General features: G+C 75.7%; 17 protein-coding genes. 8 read left to right on the forward strand and 9 right to left on the reverse strand.

Features of this window, described 5'->3' with window-relative positions:
* Nucleotides 1–2 precede the first annotated feature (2 nt).
* From MTO91_RS18490 to MTO91_RS18500, 3 genes are all read left to right on the forward strand, one after another.
* Nucleotides 3–1,103, forward strand: a complete 1,101-nt coding sequence (locus tag MTO91_RS18490) for an MSMEG_0565 family glycosyltransferase (protein ID WP_405416171.1) — start codon at nucleotides 3–5, stop codon at nucleotides 1,101–1,103.
* 80 nt (nucleotides 1,104–1,183) lie between these two features.
* Nucleotides 1,184–1,366, forward strand: a complete 183-nt coding sequence (locus MTO91_RS18495) for a hypothetical protein (RefSeq protein WP_157818271.1) — start codon at nucleotides 1,184–1,186, stop codon at nucleotides 1,364–1,366.
* Between the two features lie 299 nt (nucleotides 1,367–1,665).
* Complete coding sequence (locus tag MTO91_RS18500; protein ID WP_476652067.1) at nucleotides 1,666–2,571, forward strand: hypothetical protein; 906 nt, start codon at nucleotides 1,666–1,668, stop codon at nucleotides 2,569–2,571.
* Nucleotides 2,572–2,745: 174 nt separating this feature from the next.
* Here the strand turns inward: MTO91_RS18500 and MTO91_RS18505 are convergent, their stop codons facing one another.
* The 4 genes from MTO91_RS18505 to MTO91_RS18520 all read right to left on the reverse strand — a co-directional run bounded on the left by MTO91_RS18505 (nucleotide 2,746) and on the right by MTO91_RS18520 (nucleotide 5,976).
* Nucleotides 2,746–3,957: a PucR family transcriptional regulator gene (locus MTO91_RS18505; RefSeq protein ID WP_405416165.1), complete on the reverse strand. Its 1,212-nt coding sequence runs from the start codon at nucleotides 3,955–3,957 to the stop codon at nucleotides 2,746–2,748.
* Nucleotides 3,958–4,028: 71 nt separating this feature from the next.
* Entirely contained in the window at nucleotides 4,029–4,220 is a 192-nt protein-coding gene (locus MTO91_RS18510; protein WP_062396337.1) for a ferredoxin, read from the reverse strand.
* On the reverse strand, nucleotides 4,220–5,638 hold the full coding sequence (locus MTO91_RS18515) for a fatty acid desaturase (protein ID WP_476652069.1): 1,419 nt from the start codon (nucleotides 5,636–5,638) through the stop codon (nucleotides 4,220–4,222). Before MTO91_RS18515 ends, MTO91_RS18510 begins: the two co-directional genes overlap by 1 nt.
* A gap of 131 nt (nucleotides 5,639–5,769) precedes the next feature.
* Nucleotides 5,770–5,976: a hypothetical protein gene (locus tag MTO91_RS18520; protein ID WP_350591249.1), complete on the reverse strand. Its 207-nt coding sequence runs from the start codon at nucleotides 5,974–5,976 to the stop codon at nucleotides 5,770–5,772.
* Nucleotides 5,977–6,217: 241 nt separating this feature from the next.
* Here MTO91_RS18520 and MTO91_RS18525 point away from each other — a divergent pair, with 241 nt between their 5' ends.
* Both MTO91_RS18525 and MTO91_RS18530 read left to right on the forward strand, forming a co-directional pair.
* Nucleotides 6,218–6,418, forward strand: coding sequence for a three-helix bundle dimerization domain-containing protein (locus MTO91_RS18525; protein ID WP_405416158.1), 201 nt, complete (start codon nucleotides 6,218–6,220; stop codon nucleotides 6,416–6,418).
* Nucleotides 6,419–6,467: 49 nt separating this feature from the next.
* Nucleotides 6,468–6,701 (forward strand): hypothetical protein, encoded by a 234-nt coding sequence (locus MTO91_RS18530; RefSeq protein WP_405416156.1) that lies wholly within the window; start codon nucleotides 6,468–6,470, stop codon nucleotides 6,699–6,701.
* Between the two features lie 211 nt (nucleotides 6,702–6,912).
* On the opposite strand, the gene MTO91_RS18535 is transcribed toward MTO91_RS18530, so the two are convergent.
* The 3 genes from MTO91_RS18535 to MTO91_RS18545 form a co-directional block, all read right to left on the reverse strand.
* Nucleotides 6,913–7,974, reverse strand: coding sequence for a kynureninase (locus MTO91_RS18535; RefSeq protein ID WP_476652071.1), 1,062 nt, complete (start codon nucleotides 7,972–7,974; stop codon nucleotides 6,913–6,915).
* Between the two features lie 138 nt (nucleotides 7,975–8,112).
* Nucleotides 8,113–9,990 (reverse strand): helix-turn-helix domain-containing protein, encoded by a 1,878-nt coding sequence (locus tag MTO91_RS18540; RefSeq protein ID WP_476652073.1) that lies wholly within the window; start codon nucleotides 9,988–9,990, stop codon nucleotides 8,113–8,115.
* Nucleotides 9,991–10,016: 26 nt separating this feature from the next.
* Nucleotides 10,017–10,403 (reverse strand): DUF5313 family protein, encoded by a 387-nt coding sequence (locus MTO91_RS18545; protein WP_224401945.1) that lies wholly within the window; start codon nucleotides 10,401–10,403, stop codon nucleotides 10,017–10,019.
* Between the two features lie 47 nt (nucleotides 10,404–10,450).
* Between MTO91_RS18545 and MTO91_RS18550 the strand changes: the two genes are divergently transcribed.
* Together MTO91_RS18550 and MTO91_RS18555 are read left to right on the forward strand one after the other, a co-directional pair.
* Nucleotides 10,451–10,957, forward strand: coding sequence for a MarR family winged helix-turn-helix transcriptional regulator (locus MTO91_RS18550; protein ID WP_405416150.1), 507 nt, complete (start codon nucleotides 10,451–10,453; stop codon nucleotides 10,955–10,957).
* 37 nt (nucleotides 10,958–10,994) lie between these two features.
* Entirely contained in the window at nucleotides 10,995–11,510 is a 516-nt protein-coding gene (locus MTO91_RS18555) for an isochorismatase family protein (RefSeq protein WP_405421747.1), read from the forward strand.
* 6 nt (nucleotides 11,511–11,516) lie between these two features.
* Here the strand turns inward: MTO91_RS18555 and MTO91_RS18560 are convergent, their stop codons facing one another.
* Nucleotides 11,517–13,712 (reverse strand): transglycosylase domain-containing protein, encoded by a 2,196-nt coding sequence (locus tag MTO91_RS18560; RefSeq protein WP_476652075.1) that lies wholly within the window; start codon nucleotides 13,710–13,712, stop codon nucleotides 11,517–11,519.
* A 64-nt stretch (nucleotides 13,713–13,776) separates the two neighbouring features.
* Nucleotides 13,777–17,235: an indolepyruvate ferredoxin oxidoreductase family protein gene (locus MTO91_RS18565; RefSeq protein WP_476652076.1), complete on the reverse strand. Its 3,459-nt coding sequence runs from the start codon at nucleotides 17,233–17,235 to the stop codon at nucleotides 13,777–13,779.
* Between the two features lie 151 nt (nucleotides 17,236–17,386).
* Between MTO91_RS18565 and MTO91_RS18570 the strand changes: the two genes are divergently transcribed.
* Nucleotides 17,387–17,830 (forward strand): Lrp/AsnC family transcriptional regulator, encoded by a 444-nt coding sequence (locus MTO91_RS18570; protein WP_179762271.1) that lies wholly within the window; start codon nucleotides 17,387–17,389, stop codon nucleotides 17,828–17,830.
* The last annotated feature ends 29 nt before the right edge of the window (nucleotides 17,831–17,859 follow it).

The following is a 17,859-nucleotide window of genomic DNA, read 5'->3' on the forward strand; positions in this document are numbered from 1 at the left end:
CGGTGCGGATACGGCTGTCCACCTACTCCACCAAGCCGCGCGGCGGGGTCGTGCACACCCTCGCGCTGGCCGAGGCGCTCGCCGCCGCCGGGCACGAGGTCGCGGTGTTCTCCCTGGCCCGGGGCAGGGACACCGGCTTCTTCCGGGCCGTCGACCCCCGCGTCGCGGTGCATCTTGTCCCGGTTCCGGAGATCGACGGCGAGACGGTCGGCGCCCGCATCCTCCGTTCGATCGACCTGCTGGCCGTCGGGCTGGCCGAAGCCCCCGCGGTCGACGTCCGGCACGCCCAGGACTGTCTGTCCGCCAACGCCGAGGGCCGCGCGCACGGCTACGGCTCGCTGCTGCGCACCGTGCACCACCTCGACGAGTTCAGCACCCCCGAGCTGGCCGCCTGCCACGAACGCGCGCTGGTGCATCCGGCCGCACTGGTGTGCGTCTCCCGGGCCGTCGCCGCGGAGGTGCGCGCCGGCTGGGGCCGGGAGGCGACGGTGATCGGCAACGGCGTCGACGCCGCCCGGTTCGCCCGGGCCGCCGACGCCGGCGCCGGCGCGCCGTGGCGGGCCCGGTTCGGCCGCTACGTGCTCTCGGTCGGCGGGATCGAGCCGCGCAAGGGCACCGCCGACCTGGTCGAGGCGATGGCGCTGCTCGGGCCCGGTACCCGCCTGGTGATCGGCGGCGGCGAGACGCTGTTCGACTACCGCGACTACCGCGCCCGGGTGCTCGCCCGGGCCGACGAGCTGGGCGTCGTCCCGGACATCCTCGGCCCCGTCGACGACGACGCGCTGCCCGGCCTGATGGCGGGTGCGGCGGCGTTCGCGTTTCCGTCGGCCAAGGAGGGCTTCGGCCTGGCCGCGATGGAGGCGTTGGCCGCCGGGGTCCCGCTGGTGACCCGGGACCTGCCGGTGCTGCGCGAGGTGTTCGGCGACGCGGCACGGTTCGCCCGCGACCCGGCCGGGTTCGCCGCCGCGCTCGCCGACGCACTGGCCGCCCCCGACCCGCGGCGGGCGGCCGCCGGTCGCGCGCTGGCCGCCGACCACACCTGGACGGCGGCTGCGGACCGGCACGCCGACCTCTACCGCATCCACCTCGCCGACCGCGCGTGACGACGACGGGGTGACGGGGACCACACCGACTGCGCTAGCCTGGGGTGACCACACGACGACGACGTCCCGGGGGTACGCCGATGCCTGCTCACGAGGCACCCGCTCCGGCCACCGTCGTGCCCCTGTGCCGCGCCGCCCGCCACGGCGACGCCGCCGGGGTCCGCTGCCCGCACTGCACCCGCCCCACCCGCGACGACCGCGACGCCGTCGTGCTGCGGCTGCCCCGGCTGCGCGGCCACGAGGTGCTCGCGGGCGAGCTCTGACCCACCGCCCGCCCGGCCCCTCCGCGCCCGCGCCGGTCCGCCGCTGCCGCAGTGCTCCGTCGCTCCCGCCTCGGCCCGCCGCCCACACGCTGATCGGTCGCCCGCGCGCCGGTCCTCCGCCCGAGCCATGATCCGCTGCGCGCGCGGTGATCCGCTCGGCGCGCGTGTCCGGACGCACGCGCCGAGCGGATCACCGCGCGACAGGGCGATCATCGGGTGCCCGTCCACAATCGCGGGAATGCTCCACAGGTGGCGGATCCGCTCCGGCGCGGGCGTCGGGCGCGGGCAGGGTCGGGGCCGTGGACGAACCGCTGCTGCGCCGCGACCTGCTGAGACTCGGGACGACCGAGGCCGAGATCCGCGCCGCCCTGCGCAGCGGGCGATGGACGGGGATCGGCCCCGGTGTGTACCTGGAGACCGGCGACGAGCGTCTGCGGTTCGCCTCGACGCGGCACGCGACCCTGGTGGAGGCGACGGTCCCCTCGCTCGCCCCCGGGGCCGTGGTCAGCGGTCCGTCCGCCGCCGTTCGACACGGCCTGCCGGTCTGGGGCGTGCCTCTGACCACGGTGCACGTCACCCGGGACGGCGCGTCCGGCGGGCGCGGCGGGCCGCGGCTGCGCGTGCACGCCTCCCCGTTGTCCGCCGACGAGGTCGTCGACGTCCGCGGCATCGCGACGACGTCGGTGGCCCGCACCGTCGTCGACGTGGCCCGCACGGCACCGTTCGAGACCGCCGTGGCCGTCGCCGACGCGGCCCTGCACCGCCACCTCGTCACGCCGGACCGGCTGCGGGATGCGGTACTCGCCGCCTGCGGGCGCCACGGCGTCGGCCGGGCCCGGGCGGTCGTCGCCTTCGCCGACGCCCGCGCGGACGGACCGGGCGAGTCACGCAGTCGCGTCCGGATGGCCCGCCTGCACGTGGCGAGCCCGGTGCTGCAGTATCCCGTGCTCGACGAGCGGGGCCACCGGATCGGGGTCGTCGACTTCTGGTGGCCCGACCACGGGGTGGTCGGGGAGTTCGACGGCCTCGGCAAGTACGGGCGGTCGCGACGCCCGGGAGAGAGCGCGGCCGACGCCGTCGTCCGGGAGAAACGGCGTGAGGACGCCCTGCGTGCCCGGCCCGGAGTGCGGACGGTCGTGCGCTGGACCTGGGAGGAGCTCGACGACTTCGCCGCCGTCGCGCAGCGGCTCCCGCGGGCAGCATGATCCGCGTACCCCGCGTGGTGATCCGTTGCCCGCGCGTGTCCGGACGCGCGCGCGGAGCGGATCACCGCGCGGACAGGGGATCAGCACGCGGCAGGAGGGATTGCTGCCGGGGCGGCGGCCGGCACGCAGCCGGCGGATCACCGGGGCAGCCGACGGGTCGGCGCGCGGAGCCGGTCAGTCGGCCGGGCGCAGCACGGTCGCCCCGAGGACCCGGCAGGCCAGGAGCGCCACCTCGACGTCGAGCCGGTCGTCGCCGAGGGGCCGGCCCCGGACCTCCTCGGCGCGGCGCAGCCGGTACTGCACGGTGTTCTTGTGCAGGTGCAGCTCGCCCGCCGCCGCGACGAGGCTGCCGCCGCCGCGCAGGTAGGCGGCGAGGGTGTCGCGGAGCCGGGCGTGCTGCTCGTCGTCGATCGCGAGGTCGCCGAGGATCTCGGCGACCCGGTCGGCGAGCAGGGTGCCCGCGTCGAGCAGCAGCAGCGGGCCGAGGTCGTCGGCGGTGGTGACCGGGAGCCGGGCGGCGGGAGCGGCGGCGGTGACCACCTCCTGCACCCGGCGGGCCCGGCGGTGCGCGCCGCGGAACCCGTCGAGGCCGCGGCCGGGCCCGCCGAGCGCGACCGACACCGGTCCGGGCGGCAGGGTCACCGGCCCGCCCGTGCCGGGGTACCAGGCCCAGGACGTGACCGCGTCCGGGGCGACGACGAGCGGGGCGCGGGTGCAGCCGAGGGCGGCGCCGACATCGGCGACGGCACGTTCCAGGGCCCGGCCGGGATCGGGGGCGTCCGGGTCGACCCAGAGCACCGCGGCCAGGTGCTCCCCCGCGACCGGGTGCCCGAGCGCCGCCTCGACCTCGGTGACGGTGCCGCCGCGCCCGGCGAGCACCGCGTCGACCATCGCGAGCCGGGCCGCGTCGCGGCGGCGGACCCAGCCGTCGCGTTCGGCCTGGTGGACCGCGACCATCTCCTCGGAGACCCGGTCGACGTAGCCGAAGGCGACCGCGGTGAGCGCACGGACGGCGTCCCCGACCTCGGTCGTCCCCAGCCCGGACCCGGCGATGCGGCCGATGAGCTCCTGCTGGAACACCGACTGGCCCAGCCGGTAGGCCCGCAGGACGACCGTGACCGGGACCCCCTGCTGGGCGAGTCGGCGGGCGAGCTCCCCGGCGACCGGGGGGAGCGGCACGTCGTCCTGGGCCCGGCCGGTTAGCACGACCAGCGCCCCTTCCAGCGAGCCCTGCACGGTGGCGACCAGCAGCTCGCGCACGCGGGGGTCGCGGCCGAGCTCGGGCAGCCCGGCGTCGATCTCGACGAGCACCCGCGCACCGAGCGCCTCGACGTCGCCGTGGACCTCGGTGGCGAGGCGGGCGAGCAGGGCGGTCACCGTCGACACGGGACCGACCGTAGCGCGACGCCCGCCCGGCTCCGGGGATCCGGTGCCGGGCGGGCGTCGCGGCGAGGTGCTCAGTTCTCCAGGGCCAGCGCGCGGGCGGGGCAGGCGCGCACGGCGGCGTCGACGTGGGCCCGCTCGGACTCCGGCGGGTGCTCGTCGCGGACGACGACCACGTCGTCCTCCCCCACCTCGAACCAGCCGTCGGCCATGGCCTCGCACATCCCGATGCCCTGGCAGGCGTCGAGGTCGGCGACGATGCGCATCAGACCTCCTCGGTGGTCAGCGCGACGAAGTCGACCTTCTCGCGGACCCCGCAGTCCGGGCAGCACCAGTCGTCGGGGACCTGCGACCACGGGGTTCCCGCCGGGAAGCCCTCGGCCTCGTTGCCCGCGGCGACCTCGTAGGTGTACCCGCAGCCGGGGCAGCGGGCCGCGGTGACGGCGTCGCTCTGCGCGCGGCGGGTGACGTCGGCGGCGGTGTCGGCGACCGGGGCCGGGTCGGCGGGCGGCGGGTAGGCGGCGAGCAGCTCGTCACGCTTGCCGGGCTGCAGGTTGGCGTAGCGCAGGTCGCCGTCGTAGTGCGCCACCACCAGCGGGTCCATCAGCCGGCGGAACACCGGCGGGACGGTCGCGGCCAGCATCATCCCGGTGTAGCCGGTCGGCAGGACCGGGGCCTCCGGGAAGTCGCGCAGCGTCTGGAACCGGCGGACCGGGTTCGCGTGGTGGTCGGAGTGTCGCTGCAGGTGGTAGAGCAGCACGTTGGTGGCGATGTTGTTGGAGTTCCAGGAGTGCTCGGGCAGCACGCGCTCGTAGCGGCGGCGGTCCGGCGGGCCGACCTTCTGGCGCAGCATCCCGTAGTGCTCCATGTAGTTCACCAGCTCGAGCAGGGTGAACCCGAAGACGGCCTGGATCAGCAGGTAGGGCAGCACGCCCCAGCCGAACGACGCGATGATCGCGCCCCACAGCACCACCGACATCAGCCAGGCGTTGAGGACGTCGTTGCCGATCCGGAACGGGTGCCGGTCGCGGCGGGCGTAGCGCTTGCGCTCCAGGCGCCAGGCGCTGGTCAGCGAGCCGAACACGGTGCGCGGCCAGAACCGGTAGAAGCTCTCGCCCATCCGGGCCGAGGCCGGGTCGTCCGGGGTGGAGACGCGCACGTGGTGGCCGCGGTTGTGCTCGACGTAGAAGTGGCCGTAGAAGCTCGGGGCGAGCGCGATCTTGGCGGCCCAGCGCTCCACGTCCTCGCGCTTGTGGCCCAGCTCGTGGGCGGTGTTGATGGCGACGCCGGCGACGGTGCCGAGCGTGATCGCGAGACCGATGTTGCCGACCACCGGCGCCCCGGCGGTGGCGATGTAGAACATCCCGGCGAACAGGCCTGCGTACTGCAGCGGGAGGTAGGCGTAGGTGACCCAGCGGTAGTAGCGGTCCTCCTCCAGCTCCTCCATCACCTCGTCCGGCGGGTTCGTCGGGTCCTTGCCCGCGAACAGGTCGATCGTCGGGACGATGCCGAGCACGACGATCGGACCCAGCCACAACGCCACCGACCAGCCGGTGGCCAGGTGCAGACCGATCGCGAGGAACGGCAGGACCGGGACCAGCAGGCCCAGCAGCCAGGCGTAGCGCTTGCCGTCGTGCCAGGTGTGGTGACCGTTCACCGGTTCGGACAGTGCATAGGTCCGCATCGGATTTCCTCCTCGCGTCGGCTCTGACGGAACGATGGAGCAGACGGTAGGGAGATCGGCGCACGATTCCTCGGTCGTCGGGACCGAAGATCGGCGCCCCGTTCGGTCCCGCGGACCGAACGCGCAGCCCGTCAGCGGTCCCAGCGGAACAACCGGACCGTGCCCACCACCCCGACCAGCACACCGACCAGCACCGCGACGACCAGCCCGACGACGGCGCCGGTGTCCGGCGGGACCCCGCGCCACGCCGTCCCGAGCAGCTCCGACGTCGCACCGCAGGGCAGGGTCGCGCCGATCTCGGCGAGCGGTCCGGGCAGTCTCCGCGGGTCGCCGAACATGCCGGACAGTGCCTCGTGCGGCCCACCCCAGAATGGAACAGGGTGTCACGATCGTGCTCCGTGGTCGTGGGTTCACCCGTCGCGACGCGATTGAGGCGCCACTCCCGGGGTACACACCCCTCGGCCGGGTGAAGATCGACGGAAGGATCGTCATGACCGACACGCAGATGGGTATCCGTTCCGAACTCCGTTCGTGTCGTCGTCGGACGTCCACCTGCCGCCGGTCCGCCGGTGGCCTGCGGTGACGCCGGAGCTCGCCCGGGCCACCGACGCCGTCAGCCGGCTGGTCGACGAACTCGGCCCGGCCATCAGCCGGGACGCCGTGGCCGCCGCCGTCGCGCAGGCCTGCGACGACCTGCGGGGCAGCCCGGTGGGCGCGCTGCCCGAGCTCGTGGAGCGCCTGGCCCGGGTCCGTCTGGACCAGCCGACCGTCGGGCTCTGAGGCGTCCGCGCCCGGTATGGGCCTCGCGGCGTCCGGGTATCCCCGTCGGGTGAGCGACGACGAGAACGACACCGGACGCGAGAGCCCCCCGATCGACCCGGAACGCGCACTCGACGAGCTCGAGGAACGGGTGCTCGGCCGGCGGATCGACGCCGGGGACACCGAGGCCGGTCGCGAGGAGTCCGCGGACACCACGTCGGAGGGCGCGGCCGAGCCGGAACCGGTCGGGGGCGCCGGGGAGCCGGACGACGCCGGGACCGGGGTCGACGTCCCGACCGACTGAGCCGGCACCCCCGCCGGGGCCGCCGCCCCCGTACCCCGCGGAGGGTCCCGGCAGGACTTCCGGGACACGCGATCCCGCGGCAGTAGCGGTCGGGGCTGTCGGCGCGGCGGCGCGCGCAGGTCCGTGAGGGCCCGCTACATCGTCGGCCGCACGGCACAGAGCTCGGGGAAGTAGGTGAGGTTCGGCGGCCGGGTGTTCGTGCGGCCGTCGCTCATCGGGCGACCTCCTCGACGAGCGCGGTCATCCCGGCGAGGACCTCGGCGAACGAGGTCGACAGCGGCGCGAGCCCGATCCGGATGCCGTCCGGGGCCCGGAAGTCCGGGATGACCCCCCGCGCCCACAGCCGGGCGTTGACCTGGGCGAGGTCCTCGCGGCGCAGCGTGACGTGCCCGCCGCGGCGGTCCGGGTCGCGCGGTGAGGCCACGGTGACGCCGTACGGCGCGAGCAGGGTGTCGGCGAGGTCGAGGGCGAACCCGGTGAGCCGCACCGACTTCGCGCGGACGGCGTCGATCCCGGCCTGCTCCAGCAGCTCCACCCCGCACTCCAGCGGCACCGACGCCAGCACCGGCGGGGTGCCGGACAGCAGGGCGCGCACGTCGGGCGCCGGTTCGTGGCCGGGCCCCATCGCGAACGGTGCGCGGTGGCCGAACCAGCCGGTGATCGGCTGGCGCAGCGTCGTGGTGTGCCGGGCGGCGAGGTAGCCGAACGCCGGCGCGCCCGGGCCGCCGTTCAGGTACTTGTAGCCGCAGCCGACGGCGAGATCGGCGCCCCACGCGTCGAGCCGGACCGGGACCGACCCGACCGAGTGCGACAGGTCCCAGAGCACCAGGGCGCCGGCGTCGTGGGCGGTCCGGGTGATCGCGGGCGCGTCGGCGAGGAACCCGGAGCGGTAGGCGACGTGGGACAGCAGCACCAGCGCCGTGTCCGGCCCGACGGCGGCCGCGACCTGCTCGGGCGTCACGCCCGAGGCCGGGTCGGAGGTGATCCACCGCAGGACCGCGCCGCGCTCGGCGGCGATGCCCTCGAGCACGTAGCGGTCGGTCGGGAAGTTGTCGGTGTCGACGACGATCTCGCGGCGCCCCGCCGCCGCCTGGTGGTCGACGGCGGCCCGGGCCAGCTTGTAGAGCAGCACGGTCGTGGAGTCGGCGACGACGACCTGCCCCGGCGCGGCACCGAGCGCGGCCGCCCCGATCCGGTCCCCCAGGCTGCGCGGCCGGTCGACCCAGCCCTCGTCCCAGCCGCGGATCAGCCGGGTGCCCCAGTCCGCGCGCACGAACCGCTCCATCCGCTCGGCCGTCGGCGGGCAGGAACCGGTCGCGGTACCCGGCGAGCGGGTCCTCGGCGTCGAGCCCCGCCGCGACGGCCGCGAGGTCGGTGCCGAGGTCGGTGGTCGGGTCGGTGCTGCGGTCGGTCACGGTGTCCCCTCCGGTCGCGGTGTGCCCAGCCGGTGCAGCCGCAACGCGAGCTGCAGCTCCAGCCCGTGGTCCGGGTCCTGCCAGCGCGGGCCCAGCAGCGACGCGACCCGGTCGAGCCGCTGGGCCACGGTGTTGACGTGCACGTGCAGCGCCGCCGCGGCCCGGGTCGGGCTGGCACCCGCGGCGTAGTAGGCCTCCAGGGTGCGCAGCAGCTCGCTGCCGCGGCGCGCGTCGTGCTCGGTGACGGGCCCGAGGATGCCGCGCACGTACCCGGCGACGTCCGGGCGCTCGCCGAGCAGCAGCCCGGCGAACCCGAGGTCCGACGCCGACGCGCACTCCCCCTCCCGGTCCAGCGCGACCAGCGCCTCCGCCGAGCGACGGGCCTCGGCCAGCGCCGCGTCCGCGCCGTCGGCCGGCTGCAGCGGGCCGGCACCGCCGACCGTCACCGCCCCGTCGGGGTCCTGCTCCGACGCCGGACGCGCGAGCCGGGCACCGGCCGCGGCCGGGTCGGTGCCCGGCAGCAGCACGACCACCGCGCCGTCCCGTTCCCCGACCAGCCCGGAACGGCCGCCGAGAGCGGCCGCCTCCCGGGCCAGCGCCCGTCGCCGGGCGGGATGGCAGCGGCAGACCAGCAGCACGTGCGGCCGCCGGGGCGACACCCCGAGCGCGGCGAGCCGGGTCAGCGTCGTCGGTCGCGGGGCCCCGGACGCGGCGAGGAGCTCGGTGAGGGCGTCGGCGCGGTCGGACCGGTCGGCCTCGTCGGCGCGCTGGGCGAACAGCTGCACCAGCGCCGTGACCATCGCGGCCCGCTCCACGGTGCGGACCTGGCCGGGGGTCAGGGCGTCCCCGGCGCCGAGCCCGCCGAGCAGCAGCGTCCCAAGACGCTGACCACCGGCGATCACCGCGGTCACCCAGACGCCGCCGGCGCACGGCACCGGCACCGGGCGACCGCCGCCGTCGCGCTCCCCGGCGCGGCGGGCCGCGGCGCGGGCGTCCAGGCCCGGCGGGACCGGGCCGTGGGCCGCGGCGGTGGCGCCGTCGCCGTCGAGCACCGCGACCCACCCGCCGAGCAGCCTGCCGAGCGCCTCGGCGATGTCGCCGACGTCGCCGCCCTCCAGGACGACCCCGGCGAACCGGTCGTGGGCGTCGGCGGCCTCGGCGATCGCGGCGTGCGCACCACGCAGCTCGCGCAGCGTGGTGGCGGTGTCGGCGAGGCGGCGGGTCTGCACCAGCGACACCGCGGCGAGCGCGGCCAGCGAGCCGAGCAGGGCGACGTCCTCGGCGGTGAAGGGCCGGGCGGACCGGTTGGCGGCGAACAGGACGCCGACGAACTCGTCGTCGACCAGCAGCGGGGTGCCGCAGATGCCGACGATGCCCTCCTCGGCGACCGCGGTGTCGATCTCCTCGGTGTGCCGGTAGCGGCCGTCGCCGGCGTAGCGGCCGGTCCAGTGCGGGGTGCGGCTGGCCGCGACGAGACCGCCCAGCCCGGCCCCGAGCGGGAGCCGCAGCGACTGGAAGCGGTGCGAGACCGACCCGGAGGTGACCCGCATGAACGTGTCCCCGCGCTCGGGGTCGTGCAGGGTCAGGTAGGCGATGTCGGTGCCGAGCAGCCCGCGGGCCCGGCGCACGATCGCCTGCAGCACCGAGCCGGGGTCGGGCTCCGAGGCGAGGTCGCGGGCGATGCCGACCAGCGCGGCGAGCTCGGACTCGCGGCGGCGCCCGGCGTCCATCGCCGCCCGCACCCGCAGGGTCAGCGCGCCGGCCTCCGGCTCGGAGGCCGCCAGCTCCGCGACGACGCGGTCCAGCTCACCGTCGCGGGCATCGCCGTCGGCCCGGTCGGCCAGCAGCCGGAGCAGGTCGAGGACGGTGCGCACGCGTCCATCCTGCCGTGCGCCCGGGCTCAGCCGCGCCAGCGCCGCTCGTAGCGCTCCCGGGCCGCGTCCCGATTCCCCGCGTCGGCCTGCTCCCGCACGGCCGCGGCGTGCCCGACCGGGTACCCGGCCTTCGCGACGCGGTGCTCGGCGGACTCGTACATGTAGGCCACCGAGTAGAAGTAGCCGAGGATGGCCCCGGCCAGCACCGACAGTGCCCGGACGTACACGGGGCCGGGGATGAGCAGGTACAGCAGCACCCCGACCGGCAGCAGCTGCACGGTGGTGCGCACGAGGTGGCGCAGCTGCCAGGTCCGGGTCGTGACGTCGTGCAGCACCCAGCCGCGGTGCCGGGCGGGCAGCCCGGCGCCGTAGACGTAGGCCAGCCACCGCAGTGGGTTCGGCCGCTCGTTCACAGTTGGTCCCCCAATTCTTGGTGCACCAACAATGTACGATGTCCGTCATGGCGAGCGCATCCCCGGACGAGGGTGACACGCGTGACGGTGACACGGGTGACGGTGCCGCGACCGACGGCGACACCGGCGGGGACCTGCTGCGGCTCGACCGTCAGGTCTGCTTCGCCCTCGCCGTCGCGGCCCGCAACGTGATCGCGCTCTACCGGCCGCTGCTCGAGCCGATGGGCCTGACCCACCCGCAGTACCTGGTGATGCTCGCGCTGTGGGAGCACTCCCCCCGCTCGCTGGGCGAGCTGGCCCGCGCGCTCGCCCTCGACCCGGGCACCTTGTCGCCGCTGCTCAAGCGCCTCGAGGCGGCCGGGCTGGTCGACCGCCGCCGGGTCCCCGGCGACGAGCGGACGATGGCGGTCTCCCTCACCGACGCGGGCCGGGCGCTGCGCGCGCGGGCCGAGGCGATCCCGCCGACGATCGTGGAGCGGCTCGGGATGCCGCTGCCCGAGCTGGAGGAGCTGCGGGCGGTGCTGGACCGGGTGATCGACGCGTCGCGGAGCTGACCGCGACGGCGTTGCCCGTACCGTCGGGGGCGTGTTGATGAACGCAGGCAACGCCGTCCTGCTGCTGGTCGACCTGCAGCAGCGCCTGGTCCCCGCGATGCACGACGGCGAGCGGGTCGTCGCCCGGGCCGCCCGGCTCGCCGAGGCCGCGACCCTGCTCGAGGTCCCCGTGCTGGCCACCGAACAGGTCCCGGAGAAGCTGGGCCCGACCGTCGAGCGGCTCGCCGGGCTGCCGCACCTGGTGATGCCCAAGACCCGCTTCGCCGCCGACGACGACGTGCTGTTCCCGCCCGGCCGCGGCGAGATCGTCGTCGCCGGGGTGGAGGCGCACGTCTGCGTGCTGCAGACCGTGCTGGAGCTGCTCGCCGACGACCGCCGGGTGGTGCTCGTCGCCGACGCGGTCGGCTCCCGGTTCGTCGAGGACGAGCAGCTGGCGCTGCAGCGCGCAGGCGCGGCCGGAGCCGAGATCGTCACCTCGGAGATGGTGCTGTTCGAGTGGCTGCGCGACGCCGCGCATCCGCGCTTCCGCGAGGTCCAGAAACTGCTGAAGTAGGCCCGGTCACCCGTTGCGGGGCTGCAGGTAGGCCGGGTCCGGGTCGGGCAGCGGCACGTCGGCCCGCCCGGCGACCAGCGGGTCGACGGCCGCGAAGAACGGCGGCGCCGCGACGGTCCCGCCGAACGCGCCGTGCCCGCAGTCGCCCAGGTGCACGGGGTCCCCAGGGCAGATCTCGGACGGGTTCGGGCCGTCGGCGAACACCATCGAGGACCCGGCGACGCCGTCGATGCCCCCGGTGCCCCCGGTGCCCCCGACGAACGCGACCGACTCCGAGGCGTTGGTCGTACCCGTCTTGCCGATGGTCGGCCGCGTCCAGCCCGCGGCCCGCGCCGCGGCCGCCGAGGTACCGGACACGGTGTCCCCGCCGAGCCCGGCGGACAGGGTGTGCGCGATCCCGGGGGCGACGGCCTGCTCGCAGGCGGGCCGGTTCACCGGCACCGCGGCGCCGTCCCGGTCGGTCACCGACAGCACGGCGTCCGGGGCGCACCACACGCCGTCGCTCTGGACGGTCGCGGCCACGTTCGCCATCTCCAGGGTGGACACCGGGCTGACCCCGAGGGTGAACGACGGCAGGTCGGCGAAGAAGGTCGACTGCGGCTGGGAGATCCGCGCGTCCGGCGACGACGGGTCCGGCGTCCCGCCCGCCGCGTTCGACGTCAGGGTGTCGCGCAGTCCGAGCCGGCGCGCCATGTCGACGACCTTCGCGATGCCGGTGCGCTCCTCCAGGTCGACGAACGCGGTGTTCGGCGAGGTCGCGAGCGCGACGGGCAGCGGGATCGGGTCGGGGTAGTCCGGCGTGTCGTTGCTGACGGGGTAGCAGCTGCTCCCGGCGCCGGGGAAGCACGCCGACGCCGGGTCGGGCAGCGTGCTGTCGTAGCCGACGGTGCCCGCCTCCAGCGCCGCGGCGGTGGTGAAGATCTTGAAGGTGGACCCGGCGCCGAAGACGTTCGACGGCGCGGCGACGAGGTCGCGGGTGGTGTCGCCGGCCGTGGCGTCGGTGCCGGGCCGCCGGTTGGCGACCATGGCGAGGATCTGGTGGTCGCCGGTGGCGGCGTCGCCGTGGCCGGGCCGGATCAGCGCCAGGGTGTTGGCGACGCCGTCCTGGGTGCGCGGCACGTTCGTGTCGACCGCCTGCTGCGCCGACGCCGTCGCGGCCGGGTCGAGGGTGGTGCGGATCGTGTAGCCGCCGGTGTCGAGCTGCTGCTCGGTGAACCCGGCCCGCTCCAGCTCGGACACCGCGTACTCGCAGAGGAACCCGGCGCCGTCGGTGGCGCCGTAGCAGTTGTGCCCGGGGACCTGCGGCCCGCCGGCGCGCACCCCGAGCGGCGCGGCGGTGGCCTCGGCGGCCTGGGCGGGGGTGAGCGACCCGGCGTCGCGCATGGCCGCGATCACGGTGTTGCGCCGGTCGGTCGCGGCCCGCGGGTGGCGGAACGGGTCGAACAGGGTGGGGTTGTTGACCGCGCCCGCGAGCAGCGCGGCCTGCGGGACCGTAAGGTGCGCGGCGTCGGTGCCGAACCAGGCGCGGGCGGCGGCCTCGACGCCGTAGACGTTGCCGGTGAACTCGACGGTGTTGAGGTACCCGGCGAGCACGTCCTGCTTGGACGTGCCGTGCGCCAGGCGCTGGGCCAGCACCGCCTCGCGGATCTTGCGGGTGGGGGTGTCGGCGTGGTCGGCCCGCTGGGCGGCGGGGTCGTCGCGGTCGACGACGTCGATCAGCCAGTTCTTCACGTACTGCTGGGTGATGGTGGAGCCGCCCTGCACCGCGCCGCCCGCGGCGTCGGTGACCAGCGCGCGCAGGGTGCCGACGGGGTCCACTCCGGACTCGTCGAAGAACCGGCGGTCCTCGACGTCCACGATCGCGGCGACCATCGCCGGGGCGATCCGGTCGTAGGACACGGGGATCCGGTACTGCTCGTCGAGGTAGGCGATCGGGGTGCCGTCGCGGTCGGTGAGGACGGTGGCCGCGGGCAGCGCCGCGGCGCTCGGCAGGTCGCCGGTCGTACCCGGCGGCACGACGGAGGCGACCGCCGCGACGCCGACCGCGGCGGGCGCCGAGCACCCGGCGAGGACGAGCCCGCCGGCCAGGATCCCGATCGCGAGCCGCCGCAGCACCGACGGCTCCGGGCGCCGCCACCGCCTCGGGGTGCGGGTCTCCCGGAGACGGTCGTTCCAGTGCTGTGCGATCAGGCGTTCCCCCACGCGGGCGATTGTGCGCCGCAACGCTGAGGGGTGCCTGAGACCCGCCCGCGCGAGTCGCTGAGAGTCAGCCGGTCAGGGCATCGAGCGCGGCCCGGGCCTGCTCGCGGAACCGCTCGACGTTGCCGAGCTTGACGTCCTCGTAGCCGCGCACCAGCTCCGCGGTCCCGGCGACCTCGACCACCGCCTCGACGGTGTCGGGGACCAGGTGGTCGAGCGCCGCGCGGACCAGCGTCTGGTACTCCCCCACCAGCTCACGCTCCACGCGGCGGACTCCGGCCCGGCCGAACACGTCCAGCGGGGTGCCACGCAGCCTCCGGGCCGCGCGCAGTGCCCGGAACGCGGGTGCGGCCAGCCGTCCGTCGAGGGCGATCTTGCGGTTCATCCCCAGCGCGCGCAGCACCGGCGGGTGCAGCATCACCGACACCCGGGCGTCGGGCCCGAACGCGGCGTCGCGGCGGGCGGTCTCCACCGGGTCCAGGTGCAGCCGGGCGACCTCGTACTCGTCCTTGTAGGCCATGAGCCGGTGCAGGCCACGGGCATAGGCGGCGCCGACGCGCTCCCCGGCCGTGTCCCCGGCCCGGGCGGCGGCGATGGCCGCGACCCGGCGGACCTCCTCGGCGTAGCGGTGGGCGTAGGCGACGTCCTGGTAGCCGGTGAGGTCGGCGATCCGGGTGGCGAGCAGGTCGGCGAACCCGGTGCCCGCGGCGACCGAGCGGGCCAGCGCCGCGGACGCCTCGTCGACGGCGACCGGGGCCGGCTGCGGGGTGACGAGCGCGCTGTGCACGGCGGCGGCGTCGATCGCGGCGGCCCGGCCCCAGCGGAACGCCGTCAGCGTGGTCTCCACGGCCGCGCCGTTGACCCGGATCGCCTCCTCCAGCGCCTCGGCCGACACCGGGAGCACCCCGTGCTGGTAGGCGGCACCGAGCAGCAGCATGTTGGTCGGGAGGTGGTCGTCGAACAGCGCCTCGGACAGCGTCTGGGCGTCGACGGCGAGCAGGTCCCGGGTGACCGCGCCGATCCGCTCGACGGCGTCGTCGGTGGAGCCGGGCAGCACGACGCGGCCGGTGACCATGGCCGCGGTCGGCACGAGCGAGGTGTTGACGACGGCGACGGTGTGTCCGGGCCGGGCGACCGCGAGTGTCGCGTCGGAGGCGGTGCCGACGAGGTCCATGCCGATCAGCACGTCGGCGGTGCCGCGGGAGGCGCGCAGGATCCCGTGGTGGGGCTGCTTGGAGATCCGGACGTCCGAGACGACCGGGCCACCCTTCTGCGCGAGCCCGACCTGCTCCAGCCCCGCGGCGAAGAGCCCGTCGAGGTGGGCGGCCATCTGCAGGATCGCCGAGGCGGTGACGACGCCGGTGCCGCCGATGCCGGGCATCCGGATCAGGGTCGCGTCCGGGTCGACCCGCGGCTCGGGGGCGACGAGCGTGACCGGCAGCGCCGGGATCTCGCGGCGGGGCCGGGTGCCGGGCACCACGGTGAGGAACGACGGGCAGTCGCCCTTCAGGCAGGAGTAGTCGGTGTTGCAGGACGCCTGGTGGATGGCGGTCCTGCGACCGAACTCGGTCTCCACCGGCAGCACCGACAGGCAGGTGGACGCCTCGCCGCAGTCACCGCAGCCCTCGCAGACCCGCTCGTTGATCAGCACCTTCTCGGCCGGGGCCGGCAGCTTCCCGCGCTTGCGCAGGCGGCGCTCCTCGGCGGCACAGCGGTCGTCGTGGATCAGGACGGTGACGCCGTCGAGGGCCTTCAGCTCCTCCTCGACCGCGGAGAGCTCGTCGCGGTGACGCACGCTCGCGATCGGGTCGAGGGCGATGCCGCGGTAGTCACGCGGGCTGTCGGTGGTGACGACGATCCGGCGCACACCCTCGAGGGCGAGCGAGCGCGTGATGTCGGGGACGTTCATCCGGCCCTCGGCGCGCTGCCCGCCGGTCATGGCGACGGCGTCGTTGTAGAGCAGCTTGTAGGTCATGGTGACCCCGGCGGCGACGGCGGCGCGGATCGCGAGCGAGCCGGAGTGGTGGAAGGTGCCGTCGCCGAGGTTCTGGACGAGGGTGCGGTCGTCGGTGAACGGGGCCAGGCCGATCCACTGGGCGCCCTCGCCGCCCATCTGGGTCAGCCCGATCTGGTGGCCGCGGTGCTCGCCGTCGAGGGCGATCATCGCGTGGCAGCCGATCCCGACCCCGACGAGCGTGTCGTCGCCGGTGCGGGTGGAGGTGTTGTGCGGGCAGCCGGAGCAGAAGTAGGGCGTCCGGTTCCCGAGCAGGTCCAGCCCGATCCGCGACGGCCTGGGCGGTGCGAGGCGCTCCAGGTGCGCGGTCGCCGCGGCGGGCAGGATCCGCCCGGCGGCGGTGAGCCGGGCGGCGAGGGCACGGGCGACGTCCTCGGCGCCGAGCTGGCCGCGGGCGGACAGCAGCGGGCGGCCGCGCTCGTCGCGGCGGCCGGTGACCGTGGGCCGGTGGTCGCGTCCGTAGAGCGCGTCGCGCAGGTGGCCCTCCAGGAACGGCACCTTGTCCTCGACGACGAGCACCTCCGCGCAGCCTCCGACGAGCCCGGCGAGCGCGTCGGCGTCGACCGGGAACGGCATGGCGAGGCGGATCAGGCGTACCCCGAGCGCGTCGAGCTCGGCCTCGCCCAGGCCCAGGTCCTCGCACGCCCGCAGCACGGTGGCGTAGCCGGTCCCCGAGGCGAGCACGGCGAGGTGCGGGTCGCGGGAGGTGAAGGTGACGCGGTTGAGCCCGGTCTCGCGGGCGTACTGGCGGGCCAGGTCGAGCCTGCGGGTGAGCTGGTCGTGCTCGGCCTCGACGGCGGCGGGACCGACGAGCGGGCCGGACTGCGCGCGGTCGGTGGCGGGCGGGGCGGGGACGCCGAGCAGTTCCGGGCGCAGCGCACCGAGGTCGACGGTGCAGGACGCGTCGGCGACGTCGGCGATGATCTTCAGGCCGGTCCAGAGGCCGGTGGCCCGGGACAGCGCCACGGCGTGCAGCCCGAACTCGATCACCTCGGACACCGAGCCGGGCGCGAGCAGCGGCATCGCCAGTGACTGCGCCATCGGCTCGCAGGAGCTGGGCACGGTGGAGGACTTGCAGGACGGGTCGTCCCCGATGACGGCGACGGCGCCGCCGAGCCGTGCGGTGCCGGCCAGGCTGCCGTGCCGGATCGCGTCGGCGGCCCGGTCGAGGCCGGGGTTCTTGCCGTACCACCAGCCGACGACGCCCTCGTGGCGGCGACCGGGGACGGCATCGAGCAGCTGGGTGCCCGCGACGGCGGTGGCGGCGAGCTCCTCGTTGAGCCCGGGACGGAAGACCACGCGCTCGGCGTCGAGGTGGGCACGGGCGCGGCCGAGCTCGGCGTCGAAGGTGCCGAGCGGGGAGCCCTGGTAGCCGGAGACGAACGAGGCGGTGTCGAACCCGCGGGCGGTGTCGAGGCGGGCCTGCTCGAGCACGAGGCGGACCAGCGCCTGGATCCCGCTCATCGGGGCCCGACCGTGGGCGGCGAGGTACTTGTCGTCCAGCACGGTCATTCTCGGCTCCTCGGCGAGTCGGGCGGCGCGTCCGCACCAGGACAGCGCGACGACGGCCCCGACACAATGCCTGTGGTAGCGATCGCCGCGGATACGCAACGGATACCGTCAGCAGGCCACGAGACCGTGGATCCGTTGCGCTGGAGGTGCCGTGCCCGAGACCGAGGTCGACGACCTGGACCATGCGATCCTGCGGTTGCTGCACGAGGACGCGCGCCGCACCTACGCCGACATGGCCGAGCGGGTCGGGCTGTCCACCGCCGCGACCAAGCGCCGGGTCGACCGGATGCGCGAGTCCGGGGTGATCACTGGGTTCACCGTGCAGGTCGACCACGCCAGACTGGGCTGGCCGGTCGAGGCGTTCAGCGAGATCCGCTACGCCGGCACCGCGAGCGTCTCGGAGATCGTCGACTCGGCGTCGCGCCAGCCGGAGGTGCAGGCGGTCTACACCCTGGCCGGTGACCTCGACGCCCTGGTGCAGGTCCGGGTCCGCGATCTCGCGCACCTGCAGGAGGTGATCGACCGGCTGCGGCGCAACGGCACGGTCACCGGGACCCGGACGCTGATGGTGCTGGGCCGCTGGACCCGCACCTGATCATTTGCTTACCGCAACGATCGGGTCGA

The sequence above is a fragment of the Pseudonocardia sp. 2-7 genome, assembly GCF_056341085.1.